The sequence below is a fragment of the Rhizobium ruizarguesonis genome, from assembly GCF_012349115.1.
GTDB classification, from domain to species: Bacteria; Pseudomonadota; Alphaproteobacteria; order Rhizobiales; family Rhizobiaceae; genus Rhizobium; species Rhizobium ruizarguesonis.
Genome location: NZ_PQIG01000035.1, coordinates 37,036 through 48,941, shown reverse-complemented (window position 1 = coordinate 48,941; position 11,906 = coordinate 37,036). Strand labels below are relative to the sequence as shown.

Annotated in this window: 13 protein-coding genes; 1 reads left to right on the top strand and 12 read right to left on the bottom strand. The window is 60.2% G+C overall.

The features are described 5' to 3' along the window. Positions 1 to 6: 6 nt before the first annotated feature. From dapA to C3Y91_RS04605, 4 genes are all read right to left on the bottom strand, one after another. A complete protein-coding gene (dapA, locus tag C3Y91_RS04620; protein WP_075225499.1) occupies positions 7 to 897 on the bottom strand; it encodes a 4-hydroxy-tetrahydrodipicolinate synthase in 891 nt (296 codons plus the stop codon). Between the two features lie 15 nt (positions 898 to 912). Further along, positions 913 to 1,605 (bottom strand): amino acid ABC transporter permease, encoded by a 693-nt coding sequence (locus tag C3Y91_RS04615; RefSeq protein ID WP_011653848.1) that lies wholly within the window; start codon positions 1,603 to 1,605, stop codon positions 913 to 915. A gap of 77 nt (positions 1,606 to 1,682) precedes the next feature. Continuing rightward, the gene (locus C3Y91_RS04610; RefSeq protein ID WP_168575086.1) at positions 1,683 to 2,519 is read right to left on the bottom strand and encodes an ABC transporter substrate-binding protein; all 837 of its coding nucleotides are present in this window, start codon (positions 2,517 to 2,519) and stop codon (positions 1,683 to 1,685) included. 116 nt (positions 2,520 to 2,635) lie between these two features. Further along, complete coding sequence (locus C3Y91_RS04605) at positions 2,636 to 3,289, bottom strand: GntR family transcriptional regulator (RefSeq protein WP_178385474.1); 654 nt, start codon at positions 3,287 to 3,289, stop codon at positions 2,636 to 2,638. A 112-nt stretch (positions 3,290 to 3,401) separates the two neighbouring features. Here C3Y91_RS04605 and C3Y91_RS04600 point away from each other — a divergent pair, with 112 nt between their 5' ends. After that, positions 3,402 to 4,085: a GntR family transcriptional regulator gene (locus C3Y91_RS04600; protein WP_075225496.1), complete on the top strand. Its 684-nt coding sequence runs from the start codon at positions 3,402 to 3,404 to the stop codon at positions 4,083 to 4,085. An 83-nt stretch (positions 4,086 to 4,168) separates the two neighbouring features. On the opposite strand, the gene C3Y91_RS04595 is transcribed toward C3Y91_RS04600, so the two are convergent. From C3Y91_RS04595 to C3Y91_RS04560, 8 genes are all read right to left on the bottom strand, one after another. Beyond that, positions 4,169 to 5,359: an amino acid aminotransferase gene (locus C3Y91_RS04595; protein WP_075225495.1), complete on the bottom strand. Its 1,191-nt coding sequence runs from the start codon at positions 5,357 to 5,359 to the stop codon at positions 4,169 to 4,171. Positions 5,360 to 5,443: 84 nt separating this feature from the next. Next, the gene (gene hutH / locus C3Y91_RS04590; RefSeq protein ID WP_075225494.1) at positions 5,444 to 7,057 is read right to left on the bottom strand and encodes a histidine ammonia-lyase; all 1,614 of its coding nucleotides are present in this window, start codon (positions 7,055 to 7,057) and stop codon (positions 5,444 to 5,446) included. After that, positions 7,054 to 7,239 carry a hypothetical protein gene (locus C3Y91_RS04585; protein ID WP_130656564.1) on the bottom strand — a complete coding sequence of 62 codons (186 nt, stop codon included), beginning with the start codon at positions 7,237 to 7,239 and terminating at the stop codon, positions 7,054 to 7,056. Before C3Y91_RS04585 ends, hutH begins: the two co-directional genes overlap by 4 nt. Before the next feature lie 15 nt (positions 7,240 to 7,254). After that, entirely contained in the window at positions 7,255 to 7,833 is a 579-nt protein-coding gene (locus tag C3Y91_RS04580; protein WP_075225493.1) for a TIGR02444 family protein, read from the bottom strand. Next, on the bottom strand, positions 7,833 to 8,900 hold the full coding sequence (locus C3Y91_RS04575) for an ABC transporter ATP-binding protein (RefSeq protein ID WP_168575085.1): 1,068 nt from the start codon (positions 8,898 to 8,900) through the stop codon (positions 7,833 to 7,835). Before C3Y91_RS04575 ends, C3Y91_RS04580 begins: the two co-directional genes overlap by 1 nt. Beyond that, positions 8,897 to 9,928: an ABC transporter ATP-binding protein gene (locus tag C3Y91_RS04570; RefSeq protein ID WP_168575084.1), complete on the bottom strand. Its 1,032-nt coding sequence runs from the start codon at positions 9,926 to 9,928 to the stop codon at positions 8,897 to 8,899. Before C3Y91_RS04570 ends, C3Y91_RS04575 begins: the two co-directional genes overlap by 4 nt. Before the next feature lies 1 nt (position 9,929). Next, entirely contained in the window at positions 9,930 to 10,853 is a 924-nt protein-coding gene (locus C3Y91_RS04565) for an ABC transporter permease (protein WP_075225490.1), read from the bottom strand. Further along, complete coding sequence (locus C3Y91_RS04560) at positions 10,850 to 11,845, bottom strand: ABC transporter permease (protein WP_075225489.1); 996 nt, start codon at positions 11,843 to 11,845, stop codon at positions 10,850 to 10,852. The genes C3Y91_RS04565 and C3Y91_RS04560 overlap by 4 nt, the downstream gene beginning before the upstream one ends. Positions 11,846 to 11,906: the final 61 nt, after the last annotated feature.

Genomic DNA, 11,906 nt, shown 5'->3' with positions numbered 1-11,906 from the left:
AATTCCTCAGGCGCCGAACGTCAGACCGAAATCGGCCACCAGCTTCTTCATGGCGGCGTCCTGCGCGGGCGGCAACGGCAGGCGCGGCGGACGCGGCAGGCCTGCGCCAAATCCCATGTGGGTCAGCAGCGACTTCGTTCCCGCGACATAAGCCTGGCCCCCGACCGCCTGAATGACAGGCAGCCATTTGAGGTAAAGCTCTCTTGCCTCGTCGAACTTTTTCTCATTTGCAACAAGTTCGAAGATCCGCGCCATCGGTCCTGGCGCAACATTTGAAGCCACTGCCACCCAGCCCTGCGCACCCATAACGAAAGACTCGAACCCGAGAATACCCCCGAACACAGTCATATCGTCGCCAGCCAGCCGGATGATATCGCGCACGCGCGTCACTTCGAGGGTGGACTCCTTGATATAATCGCAGCCGTCGATTTCGGCGATGCGCTTGACCAACTCCGGCGTCAGATCGACGTTTGCGGTCGCGGGATTGTTGTAGACCATAATCGGGATGGCCACGGCAGATGCAATGCTCTTGTAGTGGTGAACGAGTTCGTCATCCGTTGGGGTGGAATAGAACGGCGGAATAATCATGACGCCGTCAGCTCCCATTGCCTCGGCCTTGACGCTGAGGCGAATGGATTCCCGCGTATCTTCCGCTCCCGTGCCGATCAAAACAGGCACCCGTCCCGCGACAGTTTCGATGACGGTCCTCGCCACACCATCGCGCTCTTCCTCGCTGAGCGATAGAAACTCACCTGTCGATCCAAGAGGGATCAGACCATGGATACCTTCTTTGACCTGCCAGTCGGTAAAGGCAGCCAGCCCCTTCAGATCGACCGCGCCGCTGGGATCCAACGGAGTAATCATCACGGTGTAGACACCGCGGAACGTCTTCTGCATTTGAAAATCCTGGTTCTAGCGCTTCTCGTTAATGGAAAGCCGCGATCCGGCTTGACCGAGACGCTTTTCGATATGGCTCTGGAAGAAGTCCCAGAGTGTTGTGAGGAGGAGGTAATAAATCGCCGCGACCGCAAACAGTTCGAGCACCATGAACCGCTCCTGGATGAGAACCTGGGTCCGGCGAAGGAGTTCTTCGACCGAGATGACAGAAGTGACGGAGGTCGTTTTCAAGAGACCGTTCACCGAATTGCCGAGAGGCGGAACGATAACTTTAAAAGCTTGCGGCATGACGATGTAGCGCATGATCTGACGCTCGGTCATGCCGAGTGCGCGCGCTGCCCTGGTCTGGCCTTCCGGCACGGCTTCGATACCGGCACGAATGATCTCCGCGAGATACGCCGCCTCGTTGAGAGCCAATCCGAGCAACGCCGCCTCTATGACGGTGAACTTGATGCCGAACAGCGGAAGCGCCGTGTAGATTGCAATCAACTGTACAAGAAGCGGCGTGCCGCGAAAAAGCCAGATATACGCCTTGGCAATGTAGTATGGCACCCGCCGCGACGATCGCCGCATTAATGCAAGGGCGAAGCCGAGGATAAGCCCCGCAATCAACGAGACGACGGTGAGCCAAACGGTCGTGAACACCCCGCCAAGTATAAAGGGGTTGAACAGATAACCGAAGAAGCCGGACCAGTTCCAAAGCGACATGACAACGACTTTCTGCAAGAGGTTTGGCGCGACGTGGTCGCGCCCCGCCTCATCTCTAAACGATCCTTGAAATCAGTTCAGCGGCCGGGGCCTTTAACCGAATAGTCACCCGCGACCATCGGCAGGCCGTATTTGTCAAAGAGCGCCTTTAAAGATCCATCCGCCTTCATGTCTTTCAACGTCGCAGACACGGCATCGGCCAAAGCCGGGCTTTTGAATGCGACAGAAACCGGGGCTGGGTAGAGGCCGCTGATTGCCCGTTTGAAGTCCCCGCGAGAATCGTACTCCTTGGCGACGGCGTCGATCGACACGACACCCTGCACCTGGCCTGCCCGCAGAGCCTGGTAGGCCAGGGCGAAATTATCGAACGTCTGGATGGTCAAGCCTTCTTTGCCCGCGTCACGCAGTTCCTTGTCGAGAAGGCGTGTCTTCGTTTCCTCGAAACCACCGATTTCGACACCGATCGTCATGCCGGCAAGATCATCTTTTGCGGCGACGTTTTTCTTCGAATCTGGTGCCACGGAGACGCTGATGGCCTGATCTTCATAGGGGATCATCTGCATGATCTTGGCGCGTTCTTCGGTGAAGAAAATGCCCGTATTGATCATGTCCCAGCGGCCAGCCTGCAGGCCCGGAACCATCGCCGAGAATTCGATGCGGACATATTCGGGCTCAAGGCAAAGGCGCTTGGCGATCTCTTTGCCGAGGTCGATGCGCATGCCCTTCAGATCACCCGTGGAGTCGATGAACTGGAGCGGAGGAAGCGTTGGATTGGTCGACATGACGAGCGTGCCGGGCTTGATCAACTCGCCTGCCGCCACTTTGGGTTCGCAGGATTGAGCGAAGGCAAAAGACGCTGTGACCGACATGAAGGACGCGGCAAGAATGCTGCGAGAGAAGTGTGAACGGAGCATGGAGAGCCTCTGGGAGTTCGGTTCTTTATCGTTGGATCCCGACCGTGCATTCAAGTGGGATCCCACTTTTATACAAAAGTTCACCGTAGATGCAAGTGCATTCTCAACTCATCGATTCAGTAGTTCGCAAGGACGCCCTGACGGACGACTTCGAGATGATCGGTCATGGCTCGGCGAGCCGCCTCGGCATCGTTGGAGGCCAAGGCAAGCAGGATTGCTCGATGTTCCCGCACGCCCGGCTTCGCACGCACCACAGGCAGCTGCCGCTCGAAGATCGTTGTGTAGCGCCGCATCTCCCCGATCGTGGTTGCCATAAAGGGGTTGCGGCTTTCGCTTGCGATATAGTTGTGAAGCGCATCGTCAAACGCCCAGACCATCTCAGGGTCAGGTTCGGGGTCGGCCTCGATCTCGTCCAGCATCCTTGTCAAAGGGTCCAGTTCAAGTCGCGAAACATGGGGGCTGGCGAGTGCAGCCGCAGTTGGTTCGAGCAGCATCCTCATGGTGAGACTGTCAAGGTAATCCTTGAGACTGATGACCCTGACTGAGAGAACGCCTTTTTCGTTTCTGACAAGTAGTCCCTCTCCTTCGAGACGTCCCAGCGCGTGGCGCATGGGAGAACGCGAAACAGCATGTTTCGTCGCCAGGCGGCGTTGCTGGACGACCGATCCCCCCGCGAGCCTGGCTGATAGAATATCGGCCAGCAGGGAACGGTAGGTTTCGTCAGCAAGGCTGGAGTCGCCAACTTCATTCAGACCATCGTCCATCTGCACTCGTTCCAGTCCTTTTCCAAATCGGCTATCATATGTAACAAGTGATCGCGTAAGGAAAGCGCGGTGCCGCGTCGAGCGGCCAACGCCCTAAAGAACAAGGAAATAGCAAACGGTGACAGACGCCTTAGCGGCCCCGGGTCGGAAAATTGCGGAGAAAGGGCAGCATAATCTTGCATCGCTGACCTACAAGGCCGTGTCCGACATGATCCGGCACCGCCGGCTGAAAGGCGGGCATGTCATCGTTGAGGCAAGGCTTGCCGAGACACTCGGGATTTCGAGGACACCGCTGCGCGAAGCGCTGCAGAGATTAGAAGGCGAAGGCCTGGTTCGCAAGGGCGATGGCCGAAACTACGTCGTGCGACAGGTGGATGTCGGCGAGTATCTTCAAAGCTTGAAACTGAGGTTGTTGATCGAACCTGAAGCAGCGGTACTGTCGATCAACGCCATTCCGCGACGTCTTTTGATGAGCGTCCGGCAGGAAATCCACGACCTATTGGGCGCGACGGCGTATCACACAGACGCGCATTGGTTCTCGGACGACAATCTCCATAATATGATTATCGATCATTGCGGCAACGCGGTCATGGCAAAGGTACTGCGGGAGCTTCGGGCGACCACGCGTCTCTTCGAAATCGACCGCCTGAAAGATCGCCTGAAGCCGGACTCCACGGAACACCTCGTTATCATCGAGGCGATCGACCGGGGCGACGTCGAGGAAACGCGCCGAGCTGTCGCCCAACACATCGAGAGCCTAATGGCATTTACGCGAATGCATCTACAAGTCGCTGACCTTTAGCGCGATCAAGTGGAGGGTTCTTGGTTGCTGTTTCAGACTGCGTAGATGCCGAACTCCCTGTTAATGCCTCAAAAGGGTGCTGATCAGCTGATTCCGCGAACTGCCAGAACGGCTTCCGCAAAGGTGTCGATCTGGCTGGCCTGCAGCCCGGCGACATTGATGCGTCCGTCCTCGACGATATAGACGGCGTGACGCTCGCGCAACATCACAGCTTCCCTGGGTGTCAGACCGATCAGCGAAAACATGCCTTTGTTCTTGGCGAGGAAATCGTAGTCGCTGCCATTGGTGAAACGCCGGAACGAGGCAGCAAGCCCCTGGCGCAGCGACAGAATGTTGGAGCGCATACCGTCCAGTTCGGCGCGCCAGTCGGCCGCGAGTGCCGGGTCTTCCAGGACGGTGCGAACGATAGCCGAGCCGTGATCCGGCGGCATCGAATAGACGACACGGGCTCGCACCGTGAGTTGCGCCTTGGTTGCATCCGCCCGATCCGCGTTGGCGGCGAGAATGAATGCGGCACCTGTGCGCTCGCGATAGATTCCGAAATTCTTCGAGCATGACGAGGAGACGAGCATTTCCGGAACCATGCCGGCGAGCAGCCGTACCACGAAGGCATCGTCCTCGAGACCCTCGCCAAACCCCTGATAAGCGATATCGACCAGGGGAACGAGCCCGCGCTCGGCGATGATCTTCGCCAGCGCCTGCCATTGCGAACGGCTCGGGTCGGCGCCCGTCGGATTGTGGCAGCAGCCGTGCAGCAACACGATGTCGCCCCGCTCCGACCGTGAGAAATGATCGAGCAGGGCGTCGAAATCCACCTCGCCTGTTCGGCTATCGAGGTACGGGTAAGTGACGACCCGAAGCCGGTTGTCTTCGAGGATCGACACATGGTTCACCCAGGTCGGGTCGGGCACATGGACCGCGGCACCCGGGCGCGCCAGGGAGATCAGGCCGGCGAGCACCGTCAAGGCGCCTGCTCCGCCCGGCGTCTGGATGCCGCGAATTCGCTCCCACGGCGCCGCCTCGCCGAAGACAAGCCTGCCGATGAGATCGCAAAAAACAGGATCTCCGGCCGGGCCGACATAGGCTTTGGTCGTCTGCGCGGTATGAATTCGCTTTTCTGCCTCCCTCACCGCCCGCGGGATCGGCGTCGTACCGGAGGCGTCCCGGTAGACTCCGACGCCGAGATCGATCTTGTTCGAACGACTATCCTGCCGGAAAATCGGCATCAACGACAGGATCTTGTCGGCTGGCGGCATTATCAGATCATCGAACATCGTTCTCTCCGGTCAGGGGAATTGCAGGCGGTGATGAAACGCCGGCGCTTCATGATGCGGCCGCAGCCCAAATCGGCCGCCCACCTATTTCAGCGCGCCGATCTTGTTCTCGATGGCCTCGAGAAATGCGCCGGACCGCACGATCTCGAGAGCCGGTGTGGTCTGCTTGGGCATGTAGCTGTCCTCCTGCTGGAACGGGATCGCGTCGCGAAGCGTGTCATAGAGCGCCTGGCTGCCGGTTCCGAGCTTGTAGCCGCCGAGTGCCTCTTCAGTCAGGAAGATGGCGCGGGCCGCAAGCAGGCATTCAACACCAAGGATCTTCGGCATGTTGTCGACCACCTGACGCGTCTTGCGGCATGCCCATGTCGCCATCGAAACATGGTCTTCCTGGCTGCTCTTGGTCGGGATGGTATCGGCAACGGCGGGGAAAGCCAGCGTCTTGTTTTCCGATGCGACGGACGCCGCGGCCGTCGAGATGATGCCATAGCCGTAATTCAGGCCGATCGGCTTGCCGGCAAGGTTCGGCGGCAGGCCGTAGTTCAATGTCGTGTCGCAGAGCGAGAACAGGCGGCGCTCGGAAATATTGCCGATTTCCACCAAAGCGATCGTCAGCAAGTCCATGGCAAAAGCGATGGGTTCGCAATGAAAGTTGCCGCCGGACAGGAATTCCAGCGCGCCGAGCTCGTTCCAGAAGACGAGCGGATTATCGGTCGCGGCGTTGAGCTCGCGCGTGATCAACTCCTTGGCGTGTTCCAACTGGTCGCGGCAGCTTCCATGCACCTGCGGCAGGCAACGGAAGGAATACTGATCCTGGATTCGGGCGGTGTGTTTCGGATGCAGAATATCGTCCTCGAGGCGTACCGCACGTGCTGCCTCGGTCGTGCGACGGCTGCCCTCGATAATGCGACGGATATTTTCCGCAGTCGCGATCTGCCCGGGCTGCTTGCGCACGAGATGTATGCGGGGATCGAATGCCGCCTGCTCGCCGCGGATCGCCTCCAGACTGAGCGCGCCGGCCGCATCGGCAGTCTTCATCAGCATCTCGGCGTCGTGGAGGTTGAGAACCGCCATGGCCGCGCAGAGGCTGTTGCCATTGATGAGGGCAAGGCAGTCCTTCGCCTTGAGATCGAAAGCAATCGGGGAGATGCCGGCTTTTTCCAGAGCCTGCGGCGCTGGCATGCGTTCGCCCTGGTAATAGGCTTCCGCCTCCTCATAGCCGATCAACACCGAAACCATGTGCGCCAGCGGCGCCAGATCGCCGGACGCGCCGACCGACCCCTGGATCGGCACCACAGGGTGAACGCCGCAGTTCAACATCTCAACGAGACGATCAACCACCTCGATCCGCAGGCCGGAAACTCCGAGGCAGAAGGCGTTGATACGGACGGCCATCATGGCGCGGACGATTTCTTCCGATGCCGGCTCTCCGATGCCGGAGCAATGAGAGAGCACGATATTGCGCTGGAAGCGGTCGTTATCGGCCTGGTTGATGGCATAATCCTTGAGCTTGCCGACGCCGGTGTTGAAGCCGTAGGTTGGCGGCGCATTTTCGGTCAGCCAGTTTTCCTCGATATAGTTTCTCACCTTGATGATTTCGGCGCGCGCTGCATCGGCGAGCGCTACCTTGGCGCCCTGGCGCGCGATGCGAACGGTATCTTTGATCGTCAGGCTGTCACCGTCTAAAATTATGGCGTTCATCTCGATGTCCTTGAAGCTCGATAGGTGTGAGAAAATAAGTGCCGAAATCGAACACGTCGCGCGCCGGGAGCGCAGCCTGTCTCCATCGCAGCGATAATGCCACCAGTGACGGCGACGTAGTTTTCCGCGACACCTTCTTCCGTGACGATGGTTCCTGTCATGACGGCGTCGAAATCGCTCATGATGTCTTCAGATCCTCAGTGCGCGTGATGGGGAAAGCCGTGGCACACGGCTTTGGTGGCGTCTCGAAGCCGCCCGATCAACGCCCCTGCCTTGGGTTCCGGCATGGAAATCGTTTCGAGATAACGGGCTGCCAGCCCGCCCGGCCCTTCGAGCGGGAGAAAGTCGTCGGCCAGACGCCGGACCTGCAACCGTTCCGCCTCCAGCTCCGCTGCCTTGATCTTCTCGTAAAATTCAATCTCTGCCGTGTTCCTGCGGCCTTGACGCAGGGTTAGCCGAAGGTGTCGCAACGGCAGGACGAAAAGCGAGCGCCATTCGCCGGCACGTTCCAGAAGCCGCTGCATCTCGCCGTCATCCGCGCCGTGTCCGTCACTATCCGCAAGAGCGAAGAACAGCAGAGACGGCACATCCACCGCATGACGTGTCTGGGCTTCGAGGCACCAGGACGCGATGCCGGGCTCGCCGTAGAGCCGGACCATGACATCGAACACATTGGCACAGAAAGCAGCGCGCCTCGCAGTTCCGGTATCCTGTTCTGAGCGCGCACTGCCGCTTGCCAGCGTTTTTTCTTCGAATGCGTCAGGGGCTTTTTCCATCACGCTTGCTCCGCCGTCTTCATTCCGGGTGCCGGTTCGTCGTGAGGGAAATGGCAGGCCGCGAACTGGCCGTAGGGCATCGCCGCAAGCTTCGGTTCCTGCGCCGCACAGACCGCCTGAGCGCGCGGGCAACGCCTGCGGAACCGGCATCCGGATGGCGGCGCGCTCCGCGACAAGGCCTGCGTCGGCGTTGCGCTCGGCACGATCTTCCGGCTGGCATCGGGAACCGGGACTGCTTCCAGCAGCATGCGGGTATAAGGATGCGCCGGACGCTGATAGATGGCGTCGCCGGTTCCGATCTCGACGATCTTGCCCATGTAGAGGACGGCGACCCTGTCGCTGACATTGCGCACGACGGCAAGATCGTGGGAAATGAAGATCAGCGCCAGGTTTCGATTCTGGCGGATATCCTGCAGAAGATTGATCACATGCGCTTGCACCGACACGTCGAGAGACGCAACCGGCTCATCGCAGACGATCAGCTCCGGCCCAACGGCTAGCGCCCGTGCGATCGCAATACGCTGGCACTGGCCACCGGAAAACTGATGCGGCCTGCGGCCCTCCACCATCGTCCGGCTCATGCCGACATCGTTGAGCGCACGATCGACCCTTTCCAGTCTTTCCGCTTTGCGGATGCCCTGGATCTCGAGGCCTTCTCCGACGATATCCTGCACCTTGCGGCGCGGATTGAAGGAGGAAATCGGATCCTGGAAGATCATCTGCAGTTTGCTTCGGATGGCGCGAAGATCGGAAGCAGACAGGTCGGCAAGATTCAGGCCGTCATATTCGACGTGGCCGTCGACACGCGTGTCCACCTTCGGCAGAAGCTTCAAAAAGGCACGACCGATGGTCGTCTTGCCGCTGCCCGACTCTCCGACGAGACCGAGTGTTTCCCCAGGAGCCACGTCGAAGGAGACGCCGTCGACCGCAACAAAGATCTTGCCGCCGCGGCGATATCTGACCGAGAGATCGCGTACCTTCAAAAGCGCGTCGTCGCGCAGGAAAGCATCGAAGGCATGCGTTGCGGCACCTGTATCGACGGCCTGGCCGGAAGCCTCGTCATTCATGACGATGCCCTCCTTTCGACCGCAGTGTCGGCTGCATCGCCGGTTTGAACAGGCACATAGCAGGCGAAGCGATGCTTGCCATCCGCACTGGTGGTCATCGGCGGCATCGAAGCATGGCAGCGGGCCTCGGCGGCGGGGCAGCGCGGTGCGAACGGGCATCCGGGCGCGGGGTTGGCAAGATCGGGCGGACGGCCCGGAATCGTGCGCAGTTTCGTATGAGCCGGCTGGTCCATGCGCGGCATCGCCGAAAGCAGAGCCTCGGTATAGCGATGGCGCGGATGGGAAAAGACGGTGTCCGTCGGGCCGTATTCCACGACATGCCCGCCATAGAGCACGAGGATGTCGTCGGTGCGTCCGGCGACGATGCCCAGATTGTGCGTCACCGGGATCATCGACATCTGCCGCTGCTGCTGGATAAGCTGCAGCAGATCGAGAATTTCCTTCTGAACCGTCACGTCGAGCGCAGTCGTCGCCTCGTCGGCGATCAGCAGATCCGGCTGGCAGGCAAGTGCCGTGGCGATCATGATCCTCTGCTTCATGCCGCCCGAAAACTGATGCGGATAATGTCCGTAACATTCCGCGGCATCGGGAATGCCGACGCTTGCCAGTAGTTCGATCGCGAGTGCCTTCGCCTGCGCTTTTCCAAGCCGCAGATGGAAGCGGCTCGCCTCTTCGATCTGCCGCCCCACCCGCACGAACGGATTGAGGGATGTCATCGGGTTCTGGAAAACCATCCCGAACTTGCGGCCGAGAAAGGCGCGGCGTTTCGCCTCGTTGAGCGTCGACAGATCGGTCCCGTCGGCGAGGATGCGGCCGCTGGTTTTCATGCCCTCCGGCGCAATCCCCATGATCGTCTTGACCAGCATGGATTTGCCCGCGCCGGATTCTCCGACGATGCCGAGCGTCGTACGCGGAGGGATGCTGAAGCTGACGTCATGCAGCACGCGGATGGGTCCGATCGGCGACCTGAAATAGCAGGAGAGATCGTGACAATCGAGGACCGGGGTGGTTTTCGCAGCCTCACTCATATCAGAGTTCCCTGCCGCGATGGTTCATGCGACGGGCCAGACAATCCCCGACCGTGTTGAGCGAGTAAACTGTTAGAACGATGGCGACGATCGGTCCGAAGATCAGCACTGGAAAGCGGCTGAGCAGGTCGGTCGAGCTGGCGATCATCCCGCCCCAGCTCGGCGCCGGCGCCGGAATGCCGTAACCGAGAAAGCTCAGCGATCCCTCTGTGATGATCAACCCCGCCATCAGCGGCGGAACGATGGCCGTCAGCGGCGGAACGAGATTGGGCAGGATCTCGCGCAGCAGAAGCCGCATGTCCGATGCGCCCATGGCGCGTGCCGCCAGCACGTAATCACGGTCGTTCTGGGCAATCACGCCGCCTTTGGCGATGCGTGCATACGTTCCGATGTCGAGCAGGCCAAGCGCCAGCATCATCGTGAAAACCGAATTTCCGGTCACCGATATCAGCGCCAGGATGACGAGGATCGGCGGAAGCGACGCCATGGAATTGGCATAGAGATCGACGATCCGCTCGACCGGGCCGCGATAGAAGCCGGCCAGCATCCCGAGGATCATGCCGATCACCAGCGAGATCAGCGTCGCGACCGAGACGATGGCGAGCGTCGTTCGCGCACCGTAGAGCACCCGGGACAGGATGCTGCGCCCGAGCGCATCGGTTCCGAACAGGCCGTTCAGGCTCCATTCCGGACCCTGCGAGAAATCGCCATAAGGAAAGCTTGCTCGAACGAGACCCGGAATGAACTCCACGAAAACCGAGGAGATGATCAGGACCGTCAGGAACACGAAGGCGAACCATTCCATCGGATGGCCGCTCGGCATGCGGAAACGCGCGGTCTTCGGCATCGCGGCATTCAACGTCTCCGCCAATGCGACCGCTTCGCCGGGCACGAGGTCCGTTTGTGTTGGTTGGAGGCGGCTCATGACACGTCTACCCGCGGATCGATAAGCGCGTAACCGAGATCGACCAGGATGAAGATGACGACGAAGATCACCACCGTCAGCGACAGGATGGCCTGCATGACGGGCAGGTCGTGGCTGCTCACCGCATTGAGAACGGTCCAGCCGATGCCGGGCACCGCGAAATAGCTCTCGACGATGAAGGAACCGCCGAGCAGATAGGTCATCGACAGGCCCATCACCGTCAGCACCTGGGGAGAGGCCGGGCGCAGCACGTGGCGCATCAGGATATAGCGTGTCGGCAGGCCCTTGGCCTTGGCAACGAGGACATAGTCCTCCTGGAGGACCGCGACGAATTCGCTGCGGCTCACCCTGTAGAAATAGGCTGCCTGGTGCACGCTGAGGCACATCACCGGCAAGGCGACATAGTAGAGATTGCCGATCGGATCGTCGCTGAAGGTAACCCAGCCGGTCGCCGGCAGCCAGCGCAGCACGATTGCAAAGACGAAACCGAGCAGAACCACGATGACGAAGGTCGGGATCGACAGCATGACCGAGGAGACTGCCCGCAGCACCGTATCGACGATGCCGCCCGGCCGGCTGGCGGTGTACATGGCGAGCGGCACGCCGATCAGCAGCGAGACGAACATGGCAAGCAACGCAATCTCAAACGTCACCGCCGCCCGGTCGACCAGGAGTTTTGCCACGGACTGCTGGCTGAACATGGTCTGCCCGAGATCTCCGTGAAGAAGCCGTCCGAGCCAGCCGAGATAACGTTCCCAGACCGGCAGATCGTAACCGTAACGGCTGTTCAGCGCATCGATCTGGGCCTGCGTCGCGTTCTCTCCGAGGATCAGCTGCGCCGCCGACCCCGGCATCAGGCTCGACAGCGCCGTCGCCGAGAACGTCACCAGCAGGAAGACCGGAATGCCGGCCAGAAGCCGGACGCCGACCGCTTTCAGATAGGAGAGCTTGGCAATTCGCAACGATCGGACTCCGATTGTCAGGTGGAACATCCGATGCCGGGCTGGACCGGCATCCGGATTTCGCAAAACGAGACGGCAGAGCGGCCGGTCT